Origin of the sequence: Streptomyces sp. NBC_01003, from assembly GCF_045162695.1 — a bacterium.
In the GTDB taxonomy this organism is placed as follows: domain Bacteria; phylum Actinomycetota; class Actinomycetes; order Streptomycetales; family Streptomycetaceae; genus Streptomyces.
In genome coordinates this window covers 1,180,552-1,197,602 of record NZ_CP108707.1, presented here as the reverse complement: position 1 = coordinate 1,197,602, position 17,051 = coordinate 1,180,552, and the positions used below count along the sequence as shown (strand labels likewise).

The 17,051-nt window shown below is 71.0% G+C and carries 12 protein-coding genes; 4 read left to right on the top strand and 8 right to left on the bottom strand.

Annotated features, from left to right (window positions below; translation table 11 throughout):
- Window positions 1-99: 99 nt before the first annotated feature.
- The gene (locus tag OG698_RS05695) at window positions 100-1,149 is read left to right on the top strand and encodes an Lrp/AsnC family transcriptional regulator (protein WP_406101809.1); all 1,050 of its coding nucleotides are present in this window, start codon (window positions 100-102) and stop codon (window positions 1,147-1,149) included.
- Between the two features lie 9 nt (window positions 1,150-1,158).
- On the opposite strand, the gene OG698_RS05690 is transcribed toward OG698_RS05695, so the two are convergent.
- The 7 genes from OG698_RS05690 to OG698_RS05660 all read right to left on the bottom strand — a co-directional run bounded on the left by OG698_RS05690 (window position 1,159) and on the right by OG698_RS05660 (window position 11,414).
- The gene (locus OG698_RS05690; RefSeq protein WP_406101808.1) at window positions 1,159-2,646 is read right to left on the bottom strand and encodes a sulfatase; all 1,488 of its coding nucleotides are present in this window, start codon (window positions 2,644-2,646) and stop codon (window positions 1,159-1,161) included.
- A gap of 48 nt (window positions 2,647-2,694) precedes the next feature.
- Window positions 2,695-5,166: a beta-glucosidase gene (locus tag OG698_RS05685; RefSeq protein ID WP_406101807.1), complete on the bottom strand. Its 2,472-nt coding sequence runs from the start codon at window positions 5,164-5,166 to the stop codon at window positions 2,695-2,697.
- Between the two features lie 32 nt (window positions 5,167-5,198).
- The gene (locus tag OG698_RS05680) at window positions 5,199-6,662 is read right to left on the bottom strand and encodes a sulfatase-like hydrolase/transferase (protein WP_406101806.1); all 1,464 of its coding nucleotides are present in this window, start codon (window positions 6,660-6,662) and stop codon (window positions 5,199-5,201) included.
- Between the two features lie 46 nt (window positions 6,663-6,708).
- Complete coding sequence (locus OG698_RS05675; protein ID WP_116505662.1) at window positions 6,709-8,073, bottom strand: MFS transporter; 1,365 nt, start codon at window positions 8,071-8,073, stop codon at window positions 6,709-6,711.
- Between the two features lie 45 nt (window positions 8,074-8,118).
- Window positions 8,119-9,699, bottom strand: a complete 1,581-nt coding sequence (locus OG698_RS05670) for a sulfatase (RefSeq protein ID WP_406101804.1) — start codon at window positions 9,697-9,699, stop codon at window positions 8,119-8,121.
- 116 nt (window positions 9,700-9,815) lie between these two features.
- Window positions 9,816-10,382: a PadR family transcriptional regulator gene (locus tag OG698_RS05665; RefSeq protein ID WP_116505658.1), complete on the bottom strand. Its 567-nt coding sequence runs from the start codon at window positions 10,380-10,382 to the stop codon at window positions 9,816-9,818.
- 72 nt (window positions 10,383-10,454) lie between these two features.
- A complete protein-coding gene (locus OG698_RS05660) occupies window positions 10,455-11,414 on the bottom strand; it encodes a formylglycine-generating enzyme family protein (protein WP_406101803.1) in 960 nt (319 codons plus the stop codon).
- Between the two features lie 104 nt (window positions 11,415-11,518).
- Between OG698_RS05660 and OG698_RS05655 the strand changes: the two genes are divergently transcribed.
- Window positions 11,519-13,342: a sulfatase-like hydrolase/transferase gene (locus OG698_RS05655; protein ID WP_398376993.1), complete on the top strand. Its 1,824-nt coding sequence runs from the start codon at window positions 11,519-11,521 to the stop codon at window positions 13,340-13,342.
- 3 nt (window positions 13,343-13,345) lie between these two features.
- Here OG698_RS05655 and OG698_RS05650 read toward each other — a convergent pair whose 3' ends face one another.
- Complete coding sequence (locus tag OG698_RS05650; RefSeq protein WP_406101800.1) at window positions 13,346-14,341, bottom strand: Lrp/AsnC family transcriptional regulator; 996 nt, start codon at window positions 14,339-14,341, stop codon at window positions 13,346-13,348.
- A 170-nt stretch (window positions 14,342-14,511) separates the two neighbouring features.
- Here OG698_RS05650 and OG698_RS05645 point away from each other — a divergent pair, with 170 nt between their 5' ends.
- On the top strand, window positions 14,512-15,762 hold the full coding sequence (locus OG698_RS05645; protein WP_406101799.1) for an MFS transporter: 1,251 nt from the start codon (window positions 14,512-14,514) through the stop codon (window positions 15,760-15,762).
- The gene (locus OG698_RS05640; protein ID WP_406101798.1) at window positions 15,759-17,051 is read left to right on the top strand and encodes an amidohydrolase; all 1,293 of its coding nucleotides are present in this window, start codon (window positions 15,759-15,761) and stop codon (window positions 17,049-17,051) included. The genes OG698_RS05645 and OG698_RS05640 overlap by 4 nt, the downstream gene beginning before the upstream one ends.

The following is a 17,051-nucleotide window of genomic DNA, read 5'->3' as shown; positions in this document are numbered from 1 at the left end:
TTGTCCCCTTTCACTGACGTTCGCCTCGCTGTCGCTCGGTTGCCAGTGATGATGGATACTCGACACGTACGCTCATCCAATACGCAGGATTTTTGTTCTATGCCTGATCGTTTGCAGGAATATGCTCAACCGGCGCAACTGGACGAGGCCGACCTCAGCTTGGTCAACACGCTGCAGATCGACCCCCGCGCCCCCTGGTCGCGCATCGGACGGGTACTCGACCTCGACCCCGTCACCGTGGCCCGGCGCTGGTCCCGACTGACCGAGACGGGCGTCGCGTGGATCACGGCACAGCCCGGGCGCGCTCAGATCGCCCAGGGCTTCGTGGCCTTCGTAGAAGTGGACTGTGAGGCCGGCCGTGCGCTCGACGTGGCCAACACCCTCGCGCAGTGGCCCCACGTCATGACCGTGGAACACACCAGTGGCGGCCGGGACTTGCTGCTCACCGTGTCGATGCCCACGCTTCCCGCCCTCTCCGCATACCTGCTCGAACGCCTCGGCACACTCCCCGGAATCAGCGCCACCCGCACCCAGCTCGGCACCCATGTCTTCGTGCACGCCACCGACTGGCGCCTGCGCGCCCTCGACCCCCGCCAGCGGGCTCACATCACCGCCGAACGCCCGGCCAGGTCGCCGTCGACGCCCCAGACGTTCACCGCGCGGGACCGGCTCCTCAGCGTGCGCCTCGGGGCCGACGGCCGTACGTCGCTCACGGACCTCGCGCAGGAGCTGGGCGTCGGGATCACCACCGTACGAAAGCGTCTCGCCCTCCTCATCGCCAACGAGGACCTGGAGCTGCGCTGCGAAGTGGCTCAACCCCTGTGCGGCTGGCCGATCTCCACCTCGATCTGGGCCCAGGCCCGGATCGACGACCGCGACGCCCTGAACAGACTGTTGGCCGCCGTACCAGAGATCCGGGCGTGCATCGGCCTCGCCGGGGGTACGGCGAACCTGCTCATCAGCGTCTGGCTCCGCTCCCTCACCGAGGCCCGCGGCCTCGAATCCCGCCTCACCAGCGCACTGCCCCAGCTGAAGGTGCTGGACCAGGCCGTCTCGCTGCGCTTCGTCAAGCGCATGGGCCGCATCCTCGACCCGACAGGCCGCAGCGTGAGCACCGTCCCCATGGACATCTGGTCCGATCCTTCCTGAAGCCGTGCGTCACAGCGGACTACGGCCGCCACGCCGCAGCTCCCGGTGCCGGGCCAGGGTCTTGAGGGCGAGGTCCTTGAGCAGGTCGTCGTCGACTTCCACGGCATCCGCGGCGTTCTTCAGGAGCCGGGCGTGCAAGTCCTTCGCCACGTCGGCCAGTTGACGGTCGTCTGCCAGGTTGACCGTCTCGTCGGGGTCGGCGACGCGGTCGATCAGGACGAGGTCCTCCTCCTCGCTGTCGCGTGGTGGGCGGCCGTCGATCCGGACGGTGGCGTCGAGGCGGTAGCGGTCGGTGCGGATGCACGAGCGGCGGGGCCAGCCTCGGCCGTCGTCGTAGGTTCCGTGCTGTTGGTTGGGGAAGGCCCGGCTCCATGGTGCGCCGTAGCCGATGGTAGAGAAGATCCCGGTCGGTGCCGGGTCGTGGAAGAGGTCGCGTCCGTCGAACGACTCCGGTGCCTCGATGCCGCACAGCCCGAACAGGGTCCGGGCCAGGTCGAGCGACTGGGCCAGGTCGGTGCGGACCTGGCGCGCGAGGCGTCCGGGTGCGCTGATGATCAGCGGCACCCGGTGGGAGCCGCGGGCGAAGGTGTGTTTGCCGTACGCCCCGTTCTCGCCGAGGTGGGCGCCGTGGTCCGAGGTGAGGACGACGACGGTGCGGTCCGCAACTCCCTTGGCGCGCAAGGCGTCCATGAGGACGGCGAGTTGGGCGTCGACCCAGCTGACCAGGTTGTGGTACGCCGCGTGGGCCCGGCGGGCCACGGCCGGGTCGGCGTCCTGGCCGCCGCCGCTGACTTCGGCGAAGCGCCGCTCGAACCGGCTCACCGGCGCCCGTGAGCCGGGGAGCACGTCCGGGAAGTCCTCGGGCCTGTGCACCTGCCCGTACGCGTGCGGAACGATCACCGGAGTGTGCGGCTGGAGGAAGGAAGCCCGTACGAGGAAGGGTTCCTGGGTCTGTGCGATCCAGGCGGCGGCGTTCTCCGTGACTTGGGCGGGGCCGTACGGCTGTCCTTCGGGGAGCGTGCCGGCGACGACCGTCTTCCCGTTCGGGGTGACCGTCAGGGCGCAGTCCGCCGGGTCCCGGCCGCTGAGCGGGTCGCGCATGGCGCCGCCGGCGGGGTCGTGCAACTGCCACGGGGTCAGCCCGGCCGGGATGTGTTCCTTGCCGAAGCTGGTCGTGCGGTAGCCGTGGCGGGCGAAGACCTCCGGGAAGGTGGTCAGGCCCGGTGGCAGTGGGAAGCCGTCGGCGTATGCCTCGTTGTGGTAGACGCCGGTGCGCTCGGGTGGCTGACCGGTGAGCAGGGCGGTGCGGGAGGGCACGCAGACTGGGGAGTTGGTGTAGCACTCCTTGAACACGGCTCCGGATGCCGCGAGTTCGTCGATGGCGGGCGTGTGCGGGCGGAAGGGGCCTGTGGCGTAGCAGCCGAGCGCGTCTGCGCGCAGCTCGTCGCAGTACAACCACAGGACGTTGAGAGGCCCGGCGGGCGGGGCGGACTGCATGGAAGTGGAGTGCCTTTCGTGGAGTGCCGTCATGGAGGCGGCCGGGTCTCAGGCGTCCTTGGCGGGTACGGCGATGACGGCCGAGAGGCGGGTGTCGGCGACGCTGTGGCCGGCCAGTACCTGGTACTCGCCGGGGATCGTCGTCCAGCCACCGGTGTTCTCGTCCCAGATGGTGAAGGCGCGCTCGGGAAGCCGGATCTCGACCGTGCCGGCCTCGCCCGGTTCCGCGGTGACGGAGGCGAATCCCGCGAGGCAGCGCTCCGGCCGTTCCACGGTGTCGGGCCGGGTGGGGGCGACGTAGAGCTGGACCACTTCCCGGCCGGTGCGGTCGCCGGTGTTGCGCAGCCGGATGCGGGCCGTGGTGGTGTCCGTGATCTCGATGTGCTCGTACGTCCAGTCGGTGTAGCCGAGTCCGTGGCCGAAGGGGTAGGCGGGGGCGGTGGCGTAGCGTTGCCAGGCGCGGTAGCCGATGAAGACGCCCTCGTCGTAGCGCAGGACGCCGTCGGTGGGGGTGACCTGGGTGACAGGGGTGTCGGTGAGGCGGGCGGGCCAGGTGGTGGGCAGGCGGCCGCCCGGCTCGGCGTGGCCGAGGAGCACATCGGCCAGGGCCGCACCGCCCTCCTGCCCGGGGAACCAGCTCAGCAGTACCGCGGCGACGTCCTCACGCCACGGCATCTCCACGGGGGCGCCGGAGTTGACGATCACGACGGTGCGCGGGTTGGCGGCGGCGACGCGGGCGACGAGTTCGTCCTGGCGCCCCGGCAGGCGCAGGGTGGCGCGGTCGAAGCCCTCGCTCTCGACGCGTTCGGTGGTGGCGACCACGACGACCGCGACATCGGCGGCGGACGCGGCGGCGACCGCCTCCTCGATGAGCTGGTCGCCGTCGCGTTCCGGCGCCCGGTGGGCGAGGCCGAAGGCGACACCGCGCAGCGGGCCGATGGCGCCCTTGGGTGTGCGGTTGAGGAGCCTGACGGTGACCGGGCGGCCCCCTTCCAGGTCCGCGGAGCCGCGCGGCAGACAGCGGCCGATCAGGACCGCGTCCATCGGGTCCACGGAATCCGGGTCGTCCACGCCTTCGTACACGACGCTGCCGTCCGCGGTGAGCCGGAAGTCGCCGATGCCACGCGTGCCGAAGTGGTGGGTGCCGCTGTCGCGTGGCGTGAAGGTGCCGGTGACCTCGACCGAGTCCAGAGCCTCGAAGTCGACGCCGTCGGGCAGTGTGTCGGTCGTCCAGCGCAGGTTGCCGACCGGCAGCGGGCACTCGGCGAGAACCGATCCATGCGCGTCCCGCAGGACGGCACGGAGCGTGAACTCTTCTGCCGCGATGGAGAGTTCGTTGTCCGGGTCGGCGCCCAGGGCATAGTCGAGTGCTACGTCGTCCGGGAGCGCGGCGCGCAGTCCGACCAGCGGGGAGACCACATGGGCGGGGAAGACCGTGGCGGAGCCGCCGCCGAGGATGCGGGCGTCGTGGGCGGCCCGGCCGATGAGCGCGATGCGGGGCGTGCTGGAGGCGTTCAGCGGCAGCGTCCGGTCGCGGTTCTCCAGCATCACGATGGACCGGGTGGCGATCTCTCGGGCCACGGCCTCCCCGTCCACGGGCGCGGGGTGGTCGTCCGGCCGCACGGCGGGTGGGGCGTCCTTCAGCAGGCCGAGGCGTGCGGCGAGCAGTAGGACGTGCCGTACGGCGGTGTCCACCGTGGCCTGCGGTACCCGGCCGTCGCGCACGGCGGCGGCGAGCGCGGGGCCGAAGACGGTGAACGGGCCCGGCATGGCGATGTCGAGTCCGCCCTCGATGGCCCGCATGGTGTCCCGGGCTGCCAGCCAGTCGGAGACGACGACGCCGTCGAAGCCCCACTCCTTGCGCAGGATGCCGATCTGGAGCGGGCGGTGCTCCGTCATGGTGGAGCCGTTGACGGAGTTGTAGGCGGACATCAGCGCCCAGGGCCGGGCCGTGGCGATGATCTCCTCGAACGGAGCGAGGTAGAGCTCGCGCAGGGCGCGGGCGTCGACCTGGTTGTCGACGGTGAAGCGTTCAGTCTCGGCGTCATTGGCGACGAAGTGCTTGACGGTGGCGGCGATGCCGCTTTCCTGGAGGCCCGTGACGTATCCCGCGCCGATGCGGGACGTGAGCAGCGGGTCCTCCGCGTACGACTCGAAGTGGCGGCCGCCCAGCGGGGAGCGGTGCAGATTGACGGTGGGGGCGAGCAGGACGTGCACGCCCTTGCGGTGGGCCTCCTGGGCGAGGGCACGGCCGGCCGTGCGGGCCAGGTCCGGGCTCCAGGTGGCGGCAAGCGCGGTGGGGCTGGGCAGGGTGAGGGCCGGGTCGTCGGGGTTGAACGCGGGTCCTCGCACGCCGACGGGTCCGTCCGACATGACCACGGACTCCAGGCCGATCTCCGGGACGGCCGGCAGGGACCACAGGTCCTGGCCGGCGAGCAGGCGCGTCTTGGTGTCGAGGTCGAGGCGGGCCAGGGCGGCTTCGACGGCGGCGGTGTAGTCGGGGTGATCGGGGTGGTTCATCGTTGGTTCCCTTGCGTGGGTGCGGGGCTCGTTCAGGGCTGGGCGGGTGCGGCGGGGGCGGGCAGGGCCACGTCGGGCCGGCGGGGGTCGGGATCGGCCGGGATGACGTCGGAGGTCTCCACCAGCCAGCGCAGCACGGCGTCGTGCAGGCGCCGTTCCAGGTCGGCGCGTTCGGGGCGGCCCGCGAGGTTGGTGCGCTCGTGCGGGTCCTCGGCCCGGTGGTACAGCTCGGGCTGCTCGTACAGCCGCCATACGTACGTCCACTCCCGGTCCCGGACGGCGACGGCCTTGCCCACCAAGGTCGGATCCTGGTGCTGGAGCGCGGCCTTCAGGTCGTACGGGAAGTCCGCGCGCTCCATCTGCGGCTCCTCGTCGAGGGTGAACCCGCCCTCGGTGAAGGCGAGTTCACGATGCGGAGCCGCCGGATCGCGCAGCAGAGGCAGGAGACTGCGGCCGAAGTGGCGTTGGGGCGCGGGCACGCCCGCGAGGTCGAGCACCGTGGGTAGGACGTCGACCATCTCCACCATCGCGTCGCACTCCTGGCCACCTTCGCCGAGCCCGGCACCGCTGATGATCAGCGGGTCGCGGGTGATGCAGTCGTGCATCGCGGACGGCCACTTCTCGATCATTCCGTGGTCGCCGAGGTATTCGCCGTGGTCGGCGAAGAAGAGGGTGACGGTGTCGTCCGCGACGCCGGCCTGCTCAACTGCCCGGGTGGTGCGGCCGATTTGGTCGTCGAGGCGGGACACCATGCCGTAGTAGGTGGCCACGACCTCGCGCCATTGTTCGGGGGTGACCTCGTCCAGGCCGTGGGCTTCGCGGATGGCACGCAGATAGCGCGGTTCACCGGAGGGATCGCCAGGCGGGGCCGGGTCGGGCACCGCGTCGCGGTCGAACCGGGAGAACCACGGCTCCTCCACCTGGAACGGGCAGTGCGGCGCCACCAGCGGCACGAACAGCACCCAGGGCCGGTCCTGCGGAGGCTCGCGCAGCCACTGCTCGGCGGTGCGCACCGCGGCCTCGTCGAAGTCGATCCCGCCGTCGTCGGGGACCCGGCCCCGGTAGAACAGCCGGGACCAGACGCCCTCGGGGTAGTCCCCGCCGTAGAGCCGGGTGGGCCAGGTCGAGAAACCGTACTCGTCGACGCTGGACTCGGTGACACCGGGCGCGAAGGTGTCACCGCGCATCCCGGCCCACGTGACGTGGTATCCGGCGTCCTTGAGGATGCGCAGGAGGTTCGGCTCGTGGTCCTTGAGCAGGTGGGTGAGGGTGCGGTGGCCCGCGGTGTGCGGGTACCAGCCGGTGAGGATCGAGGCGCGGCTGGGCGAGCAGACCGGGTGCTGGACGTAGGCGTTGCTGAAGCGCGTGCCGCGCGCGGCGAGCGCGTCTAGATGCGGGGTGTCCGCGTGCACGTTGCCGAAGGCGCCGAGCGCGTCCGCACGCAGCTGGTCCGGCATGAGGATCAGGAAGTTGGGGCGGGCGGTGCGGGTGCTCATGAGGCGTTCTCCGGGTGCGGGGCCTGGACGATCTCGGTCACGGTGGTCATGCCTGCTTCGCTCCTCCGATGGTGGCGGCGGCGCGGCGGGCCAGCTCCGACCGGACGGCGGCGGCGTCGCGCACGTAGGGCCGGTAGAGCAGCGTCACCAGGGCGCCGTTGGCCAGCATGAGGACGACAGCCAGCCACAGGAATGCCGTCTGCAGGCCGAACGCGTCGCCGAGGTAGCCGACCAGGAGAGAACTGATGGCCCACCCGGCGGCCTCGACGGAGAGCATCAACGCGAAGGCCGCACTGCGCAGTTCGGGCAGCACTACCGACATCACCACCGGCCGGTTGATGCCGGGATTGACGCTCTGCACGCCGCCCACCAGGCCGAACACCACCATGTACACCCACATCGGGCCCCAGTCGATCTGGGTGGCGGCGTAGGCGACCACGGCATAGGCGACGATCGCCGTCTGCATGGCCGCGATCCGGCCGGTGCGCGGGTGCCGCCGGTGGACCCGGTCGGCGACGAAGCCGCCGAGGAACGTGCCGAGCAGGTAGGTGACGGTGACGGCCGGTGTCACCAGGGAGGCGGTGGCGTTGGTGAAGCCGCGCTCGTCGACCAGGAAGGTGACTCCGAAGCTGATCAGGATGAACTGCCCGGTGGTCAGGCGTTGTACGCAGATCAGCAGCAGGGTGCGGTTGCGCAGCAGGCCGCGGAACTGGGCCCGGGTCAGCCGGGCCACGGCGGCCGGTCCGGAGCCGGCGCCGTCCCTGGCGCCGACGCCCGGGTCGCGGAGGAAGGCGAGGATCAGCACGCCGAAGACCACCTGGACGGTGCCGGAGGCGAAGAATCCGTACCGCCAGCCGTTCTCCACGTCCGAGAGCAGGCCGAGCAGCGGACCCGTGATACCGAGGCCCAGCGCCGCGATGCCGTACAGCACACCGGCCGCGCGGCCGCGGTCGGCGTCGTCGAAGAGGTCGGCCACCAGGCCGTTGACGAGCGGTCCGCCGCCCGCGATCCCGGCGGAGGCGATGGTGCCCAGGACGAGGAGCTGGACGAAGTTCTGGGCCAGGCCCATGGCCGCGGTCCACACGCCCCAGAATCCGCAGCACACGGCGAGGACGTTCTTGCGCGGCCATCGGCGGGCCAGCGCGACCCAGAGGGGCCCGGCGACGGCGTGGGCCAGCTTGCTCGCGGCGACCAGCTGGCCGAGCGCGGCGAGCGGAAGCCCGAGGGAGGCGCGCAGCGCGGGAAAGAGGACGGACTGGACACTGGACTCGCTGTTGTCCACATTCAGCAGCCCACCCAGGAGGGCGAGTTGACGCCATCGGCGAGGGGCGCCGGGCGGTGGCGCCTTCGTGGGCGGCGGGACGGATCGCACGGGTACGGGCGGCACTGGTGGTACGGCATCGGTGGGCATCTCGGCTCCTTTGCCGGTGCGGGGTGCGTGCGCGGGTGGGGAGGCTCAGCCGTCCTGCTGGGTGGGAGTGCGCTGGTCACGGGTCTGCAGCAGGTGGACCCAGCGTTCGAGGAGCTCCGCGGTGCGGGGCCGGTCGGGGGCATGCCAGGACACGGGGATGTTCAGCGTGGCGAGGCGCTGCTCCAGGTCGTCGGCGAGGTGGGCGCGGTCGGTGGCGCGCAGGTGCGCGGCGTAGCGGGCGGGGTCGTTGTAGTACGTGGGCCCGGTCTGCAGGGTGGTCTGCATGGGGTCGGGCAGGGCGCCGGGGCGGCCCGCGTACTCGTGCCACCACTCGGCGAGATGAGACCGCATCAGTGCCACGAGGTCGGGCTCGTCGTCCCTCAAGTCCCGTGTCAGGTATGGGTCCTTGGTGACGTCGAAGAGTTGCTCCCACTCGGTACGGAAGCTGCCGGGGTGGTAGGTGCGGATGTAGAGGTGGTCGCGGGTGCGGACGGCGCGCTGGTAGGTGTGGGCGCCGTGGCCGAGGACGAGGTACTCGCGCGAGTCGATGTGCTCGCCGCGGACCGCGGGTGCGAACGACTCTCCCTGCCATCCGGCAGGGACGTCCAAGCCGAGCAAATCGCACAGGGTCGGGGCGAGGTCGATGTTGTAGAGGAGGGCGTCGTTGCGGCGGGCCTCCTCGGGCAGCCGGTCGGTGAGCCCTGGCCAGTGCACGATCAGCGGGACGCGTTGGACGGGCTCGCTGGCGTGCCCGTGCTCGGCGTACGAGCCCAGCTCGCCGAAGGACTCCCCGTGGTCGGCACTGACGATCACCGCGGTGTCGTCGGCGATGCCCAACTCCTCCAGTGCGGCCATGAGTTGACCGAAGTGGTGGTCCCAGTAGGAGATGGCGCCGTCGAAGCCGTTGATCAGGTGCTCGAAGTCGGCGCGGGAGCGGATCGCGTCCGGCATGTTGTGCGGGACGGGCGAGGTGCCCGCGCCGCGGATCGAGTAGTGCAGGTCGAGAGCGCTGCGCGGGCCGTACACCTCGGCGTGCGCGGCGATCGTCTCCTCGTCCGGCCAGGACTGCACGGGCCCCGAAGCGGCCATCTCCTCGGTCCACTCGGCGGGCTGCGTGTAGTTGGTGTGCGGGTCCCAATAGGTCAGGTGCAGATACCAGTTGTCGTCGTCGGCGTGCCGGCGCAGCCAGTCGATCGCGGCGCGGTTGACGTCGTGCGCCTCCTCGTCACCCATCCGGTCGGTGGCGCGGACCGACTCGCGGAAGTTGGCGTGGAAGAAGTACGCGCGGTGGCGTTCGGCGAAGACCGACACGGCGGCGGTGTAGTACCCGCCGAAGCCGAGGCGTTGGCCGAGCAGTGGCCGGTCGGGCTCGGGGCCGTGCCCGGCGTCGAGCCGGAACTGGGCGGCCGGGCCGAAGTGCCCGATCACCCCGTTCGTGATGCCGAACTGGCCGCTGGTCAGCGCGGTGCGGGACGGCAGGCACGGAGAGTCGGAGCAGTAGTAGCGGTCGAAGGTGACGGACTTGTCGGCGAGCTTCTGCAGGTTGGGGGTGGTGGGCCGGTGATATCCGTACGGGGTGGTGTGGTCGGCGCGGAGGGTGTCCACGTCGACGTAGATGATGCGCATATGTGCGGCTCCCGGTCGGGGATCGGGCAAGGGGCGACCGCCACGTGGCGGTGCGGCTCGCCACGTGCTGCGGAAGCGGTATGGGGGATGTCGAGGAGGGGCCAGGTGGGGCGGGGTCAGCGGCCGAGCCGCGCCTCCAGGCGGGCCTCGGTCAGCTGGAGCCAGGCGATGTAGGAGGCCGCGAACGCGTAGCCGTGCTCGTGGGCCATGGTGTGCACCTCGCGGGCCCAGTCCCCGTCGAGGCCGTCGATCTGCGGCTCGTACGGGTCTGGGACGTACAGCGTGGCGCTGAGCGCGTCGTGCTTGAGCCGGTATGCCAGCTCGGTGCGTACGACGTCCAGGGCGATCTCGGGGTCGAGCTGCCCGGCGAAGATGAAGCGCAGTTTGAACTCGGGGTCCATGGGGCGCGGCGACGGCTCGTACGGGGAACGCGCCCACGCGAGCAGCGCCTGTTCGCCCACCTCGGTGAGCCGGTAGACCTTGGCGTCCGGGCGGCCCTCGCGCGGGTCGACATCGAAGTCCACCCAGCCGCGCTCCACCAGGGTGCCGAGCCTGCGGTAGATCTGCGGCAGCTTGACGCCGTAGCCAATGTAGCGGCCCGGACCCTCCATCCAGCGACGCAGGTCATAGCCGGACAGGCGGCGAAGCGCCAGCGCACCGAGGATCACGTAGTCGAGCTGCATCCGAACCTCTTATGTTCGCAGGAACCTAGCTAGGCTCAGATTCACCCGCCGCCCGGACGGTGTCAAGAGTCTTCACGCGGGTGCAACACAGCGGAAACCCGCGTGTCCGCTGGAGCTGTCCGGACTGTTGGCGGTGCGGGCCGCGACGCGGTAGCGGTTGCAGTACGAGACGTGGCACATGTGCGAGCCGCCACGGATCACCTTGTCCGAACCGCCGCGCGGGCCTTGGGGGTTGACGAGCGGCCGGGCGGATCCGTGGTCCGTGGTCCACCAGTCGGCGCACCACTCCCACGCGTTGCCGGAGGTGTTGTACAGGCCGAAGTCATTGGGCTCGAAGGCGTCGACGGGGGCCGTGCCGCGATATCCGTCGACGGCGGTGTTCTTCGTGGGGAAGGTGCCGCGCCAGATGTTGCAGCGGTGGCTGCCGTCGGGGTCGAGCTGGTCACCCCAGGGGTAACGCCGTTGTTCGAGCCCTCCGCGGGCGGCGTACTCCCACTCGGCCTCGGTCGGCAGCCGCTTGCCCGCCCACGCGGCGTACGCGGCGGCGTCGTTCCAGGACACGTGCACGACCGGGTGGTCACCGCGCCCCTCCAGCGTGCTGCCGGGTCCCTCCGGCCGGTCCCAGGCGGCGCCCCGTACCCCGCACCACCAGGGGGTTCGCTCGGGCCGGGGAGCGCCGCGCCGCAGAGCCGCCGGCAGGAAGCCGGCGAACACGTACGACCAGCCGATGCGCTCGGCGTCGGTGCGGTACCCGGTGGCCTCGACGAACGTCGCGTACTGCTCGTTGGCCACCGCGCACACGTCGATGCGGAACGGGTCGAGCCGCACCGCCCGCACCGGCCCCTCGCCGTCCCCGGCGAAGCCCTCGGCGTCGTCCGCGCCCATCAGGAACTCGCCGCCCGGCAGCGACACCATCCTCCGCCCGTCGCGCACCCGGCCCGGTGCCGCGGTCAGGGGTACGGCCACGGAGGCGGCCGCCGGTCCTCCGCCGGTCGGCATGCAGCAGCGTGCGGGGGCGCGGGTATCGCTCATCTCGGCTCTGATCCTCCGGGTACCGGGGGTTGTCTCCGTCGACAACCCCGACCTATGTTCGTATGCACATAAGCACGGGGAATCGTGGCAGGGGAAGAGGCTCGATGAAAGCCATCATGGTCATGTTCGACACGCTCAACCGGCGCTTCCTGCCGCCTTACGGGGCACAGGAAATCCATGCCCCGAACTTCACGCGCCTCGCCGAGCGCACGGCCACCTTCGACACCTGCTACGCGGGCTCCATGCCGTGCATGCCGGCCCGCCGCGAACTGCACACCGGCCGCCACAACTTCCTGCACCGCAGCTGGGGCCCGCTCGAACCCTTCGACGACTCGATGCCCCAGATCCTCGGTGAACACGACGTCCACACCCACCTGGTGACGGACCATCAGCACTACTGGGAGGACGGCGGCGCCACCTATCACGGCCGCTACCGCACCTTCGAGTTCTTCCGCGGCCAGGAGGGCGACCCCTGGAAGGGGCACGTGGCCGACCCCGACATTCCCGACGCCGTCCGCGTGCGTCGCGGGGAGGGCTGGCGACAGGACTGGATCAACCGCCAGTACCTCGCGGACGAGGCCGACCACCCGCAGACCCGCACCTTCGACGCGGGCCTGGAGTTCCTGTACACCAACCACGCCGAGGACGACTGGTTCCTGCAGATCGAGACGTTCGACCCGCACGAGCCGTTCTTCAGCTACGCCCGCCACAAGCAGCACTACGCGCACGCCTACGACGGCCCTCACTTCGACTGGCCCGACTACAAACAGGTCAGCGAGAGCGACGAACAGGTCGACCATGCCCGCCGCGAGTACGCGGCCCTGCTGTCCATGTGCGACGCCTCCCTGGGCCGAGTCCTCGACACCATGGACGAACTCGCTCTGTGGGACGACACGTTGCTGATAGTCTGCACCGACCACGGCCTGCTGCTCGGAGAGCATGGCTGGTGGGGCAAGAACGTCCAGCCCTGGTACGACGAGACCATCCACACCCCTCTGTTCATCTGGGACCCGCGCAGCCGCGTCCAGGGCGAGCGCCGCACCTCTCTCGTCCAGACCATCGACCTGGCACCGACGCTCCTGGACCACTTCGGCCTCGCCCCCACCCCCGACATGCAGGGCCACCCGCTGCAGCGGACCGTCACCGACGACACCCCCGTACGCGAAGCGGGCCTGTTCGGCGCCTTCGGCGGCCACGTCAGCGTCACCGACGGCCGCCACGTCTACATGCGGGCGAGCGCGGAGCGGACCAACCAGCCCCTGCACGAGCACACCCTCATGCCCACCCACATGCGCGGCCGCTTCGCCCCCGCCGAGCTCAAGGGCGCCGAACTGGTACCACCGTTCTCTTTCACCAAAGAGGTGCCGCTGGTGAAGGTGCCGGGCCACGCCATGTCCAACCCGTACGCCTTCGGAACCCTGCTCTACGACCTGGAAACCGACCCCGAGCAGCAACACTCGCTCGTCGACGACGCGTTGGAGCTGCGCATGGCGACGCTGCTGACCGACCTGCTGAGGACCTCGGACGCTCCGCGCGAGCAGTACGTGCGGCTCGGACTGCCGGAGTCAGGCCCGGTCACCGAAGCGCATCTGCTCGCCCGGACGCAGCGCCCCCAGGTGGAGGCGTCCACCGAACCCCCGCCCCGCCCGGAGGACTTCCCCCCAGGCCCGCTCAGCGTCCACGTACCGCTGCGTGACCTGCTCGCGCACACCGAGGGCGAACGCATCCTGCGGGCGCACTTCGCGGCACTCCTGGATGGGCCGTTCGCCCGCATGGCCGCGGAGTTGTCCCTGCTCCAGATCGCCACGTTCGCGGTCGGCCTCGTCCCCCGCGACCTGCTCCGGGCCATCGCCACCGAACTCGCCGCCGCGTCGTCGCCAGAACTGAGGACCTTCTCGACCTTGACGGCGAACGCGGTCCAGTCGTAGGGGTCAGACCTGCGGCAGGGAGAAGGGGACGTGTCCGACGGCGCGGCCGGTGGTGTCGAGGAGCCGGCCCATGCGTTTGCGGGTGTGGAGGAAGACGGTGCGGTCGCTGACCTTCAGGTGCGGGAAGCGTTCCGCGAGGTGCGCCTCGAAGGGGTCGATGGCGTGCAGGCCGCGCAGCCAGACCATGACGAGGAGGTTGTCGGAGCCGCTGACGGACACGGCCAGGCGGACCTCTTCCCTTCGGGCGAGCGCGTTGCCCGTGGCCTCGAGGTGGGTGTGGGGGACCGCGGTGCGGTAGAGCACGACCGTCGAGAGCCCGGCGAGGGGATGGGCCAGGTCGCAGCGGAAAGTGATGTCCCTGTCGCGGACCATCCGCTGGAGCCGGCGGCGGGCGGTGTGTTCGCTCATGCCGGTCGCGGTGCCCAGGTCGGTGTAGCCGAGGCGTCCGTCACGGCCGAGGGCTTCGAGAAGGGCCTGATCCTCGGGCGGCGGCCGGTGGTGCATATGGGCGCTGTACGGAGTCGGGTGCGAGGTGCGCGGAGCGGAGAGCCCCGCGTCGCCGGACGGTTGCATGGCCCGCATGCGCCAGTCGCCGCCCTCGCTGTACAGGGTGATGCCGAGGCGTGTGCGGGTGGACCGTACGCCTCTCAGGCCGCCGATCAGACCGTGCACCGAGCGGCCGAGGGAGGGCAGGTCGGCAGCGACGACCGACGCCAGGAGATCGAAGTCGCCGGCCGTCTCGTCGACGCTGAAGACCCAGGGCATGTCGGCCAGGGCGGCGCCGGCGGATTCCACGGCCCGGGGCCGGCACCTGACCTCGACGTAGGCGACGGTCGTCGCCTTCGCGGAGTCGTACGCGCTGACCCAGGCCAGACCGCCCGCGCGCAGCCGTTCCCAGCGGCGGGCCGCCGTGGTCGCGTCCACGCCGAGGGCCCTGCCGATCCGGGCCCACGGTGCCCGGGGAGCGGCCTGGAGTGCGTCGACGAGGGCCAGGTCCAACTCGGAGAACGGAGCAGCCCCGCCGGTCCCGCGGGAATCAGGGACTGTGGCTTCTCCTGAGATGTTTTCCTGCAATTCTCCAGGGATTCCTGTCACGGACCGGATCGTAGGGGCACTTCCGGCCGATTCCCAGCCCCGGCTTCGGCCACCCGGAGTCGAAGGAGTGCCGCGTGTCTGCTCCGCCCCTGCAGCCCGTCCGCAGAACCGTCCGGATCACGATCGTGCTGCTGTTCACCGCCTGGCTGGTCGACTACGCCGACCGGCTCGTCATCAACCTTGCCCTGCCCTCCATCGGCGACGAGTTCGACGTGGGCCGCGGGGAACAGGGCCTGATCGTCTCGGCGTTCTTCCTCGCCTACGCCCTGTGCCAGATCCCCGGCGGCCTGCTCGCCGACCGGTACGGTGCCCAGCGGATCATGCTCTGGGCCCTGCTGTCCTGGTCGGTGTTCACCGCGCTGACCGGCTTCGCCTGGTCGTTCGCCGTCCTGCTGCTCATGCGGTTCGCGTTCGGCGCGGCCGAGGGCGTCTTCCCGCCCGCCTCGATGAAGGTCCTCGTCGAGCGGACCACACCGGCCCAGCGCATGGGCGCCAACGGCGTGATCATGAGCTCGAACGCCCTCGCCGGGGTCCTCACCCCGCTCCTCGTCGCGCCTCTGATCGCCGCTTTCGGGTGGCGCTCGGCGTTCTACTCGACGGCGGCCCTCGGCGTGTTCGTCCTGGTGGCGATACGGGTGTGGCTCCCCGCGCCGCTGCCGCCGACGGAGCCGGAGACCCGCGTCGCCCGGCGGCGCGCGGGCGGCGTCCTGCGTCAAGGCGTGATCTGGCGGTTCAGCGCCATGATGTTCGGCTACAGCGTGATCGTGTGGGGTCTCAGCACGTGGATCCCGTCCTATGTGAGCGAGGAGTACGGCGTCTCGCTCGCCTCGACCGGGGCCCTCGTGGCGATTCCCGGTCTCGCCGCGACCGGCGCGATCGTCGTCGGCGGGCGGCTCGCGGACCGTCTTGGCGGCCACCACCGCAGGGTGATCGTGCCCGGCATGACGGTGGCTGCCGTGACGCTGCTGTTCATGGTCTTCTCGCCGTCGCTCATCGGTTTCATCGTCTTCGGCACGCTCGCCACGACCGCCGTCTCCCTGTGCTACATGCCGATCCTTGCCGTGCCGCTGGGCGGCCTCGCGCCCGAGGACGTCGGCGTGGGCAGTGGCGCGATCGTCTTCGGCGGCCAGGTCGCCGGGATGGTCGCCCCGCCCGTCATCGGCGCGCTCGCCGACGCCTTCTCCTTCAAGGTGGCCTTCGCCTCCCTGGTGCTCGGCGCGGCCATCGCTCTTGTGATGGCGCTTCTCACCCCGCAGGACGCCGCCACCTTCCGGACCGTCACCGGCGCGTCCGACCTGCCCACGCCCGCAAAGGAGCACTCATGACCGCCGCCCCCATCGCGCGCCTGCTGTCCGGCTTCCCGGAGCGGCTGCCCGGCCTGATGGCCCTCTACGAGGACCTGCACGCCCACCCGGAGTTGTCCTTCCAGGAGTTCCGTACGGCCGGAGTCGTCGCGGAACGGCTGCGCCAGCAGGGCTGGGAGGTCACCGAGGGCGTCGGCGGCACCGGTGTCGTCGGGGTCCTGGCCAACGGCGAGGGCCCGGTGGTCCTGCTCCGCGCCGACATGGACGGGCTCCCGGTGCGGGAGCGGACGCAACTGCCGTACGCCTCCCAGGAGATGGGCGTCGACGGCGAGGGCAACAAGGTTCCCGTCATGCACGCTTGCGGCCATGACATGCACGTCACCTGCCTGCTCGGCGTGACCGCCCAACTCGCCGCCGCCCGTGGGGAATGGCATGGCACGGTCGTCGCGGTGTTCCAGCCGGCGGAGGAGGTCGGCGGGGCACCGGCCATGATCGAGGACGGCTTCCTGGACCGCTTTCCACGCGCGGATGTCTGCCTCGGCCAGCATGTGTCCCCGGCCCCCGTCGGTCTCGTCGGTACCCGCCCGGGCACGGTGATGGCCGCCTCCGACAGCCTGCGGGTCCGCCTTCACGGCCGCGGCGGACACGGCTCCACGCCTGAGACGACCGTCGATCCGATCGTCATGGCCGCCGCGGTCGTCATGCGGCTGCAGACGGTCGTCTCCCGGGAGGTGGGGGCGGCGCAGACCGCCGTGGTGACCGTCGGTTCGCTGCACGCGGGCACCAAGGAGAACATCATTCCCGACACGGCGGACCTGCGGATCAACATTCGCTCCACGACGCCCGTCGTACGGGAGCGGGTCCTGGCGGCTGTCGAACGGATCGTCCGTGCCGAGGCGGCCGCGTCCGGCGCGCCCAAGGAGCCCGAAATCACCGCTCTCAACGCCTTCCCCGTCACGGTCAACGACACCGCGGCCACCGGCACCGTACTGACCGCGATCGCCGAAGTCCTGGGCGGTGAGCGGGTGTTCACCCTTCCCGAACCCCTCACCGGCAGCGAGGACTTCGGCACCTTCGGCACGGCGCTCGGTGTTCCCTCGGTCTTCTGGCACTTCGGGGGCGGCGACCCGGCCCACTTCGAGCACATCGACCCCGACACCTTGCTGACGGACGGCCTGCCAGACACGGTCCCGGCCAACCACTCTCCGTACTTCGCCCCCGTACCCGAACCCACGATCCACACCGGCGTGACGGCGCTGCTCGCGGCGGCCGCCCACTGGCTGTGTGCCGGCGACCGACAGGAGAAGTGA

Bases quoted from the DNA above. Each gene is read 5' to 3' on its own strand.
- OG698_RS05695 (WP_406101809.1), top strand. From the start codon at position 100: ATGCCTGATCGTTTGCAGGAATATGCTCAACCGGCGCAACTGGACGAG.
- OG698_RS05690 (WP_406101808.1), bottom strand. From the start codon at position 2,646: ATGCAGTCCGCCCCGCCCGCCGGGCCTCTCAACGTCCTGTGGTTGTAC.
- OG698_RS05685 (WP_406101807.1), bottom strand. From the start codon at position 5,166: ATGAACCACCCCGATCACCCCGACTACACCGCCGCCGTCGAAGCCGCC.
- OG698_RS05680 (WP_406101806.1), bottom strand. From the start codon at position 6,662: ATGAGCACCCGCACCGCCCGCCCCAACTTCCTGATCCTCATGCCGGAC.
- OG698_RS05675 (WP_116505662.1), bottom strand. From the start codon at position 8,073: ATGCCCACCGATGCCGTACCACCAGTGCCGCCCGTACCCGTGCGATCC.
- OG698_RS05670 (WP_406101804.1), bottom strand. From the start codon at position 9,699: ATGCGCATCATCTACGTCGACGTGGACACCCTCCGCGCCGACCACACC.
- OG698_RS05665 (WP_116505658.1), bottom strand. From the start codon at position 10,382: ATGCAGCTCGACTACGTGATCCTCGGTGCGCTGGCGCTTCGCCGCCTG.
- OG698_RS05660 (WP_406101803.1), bottom strand. From the start codon at position 11,414: ATGAGCGATACCCGCGCCCCCGCACGCTGCTGCATGCCGACCGGCGGA.
- OG698_RS05655 (WP_398376993.1), top strand. From the start codon at position 11,519: ATGAAAGCCATCATGGTCATGTTCGACACGCTCAACCGGCGCTTCCTG.
- OG698_RS05640 (WP_406101798.1), top strand. From the start codon at position 15,759: ATGACCGCCGCCCCCATCGCGCGCCTGCTGTCCGGCTTCCCGGAGCGG.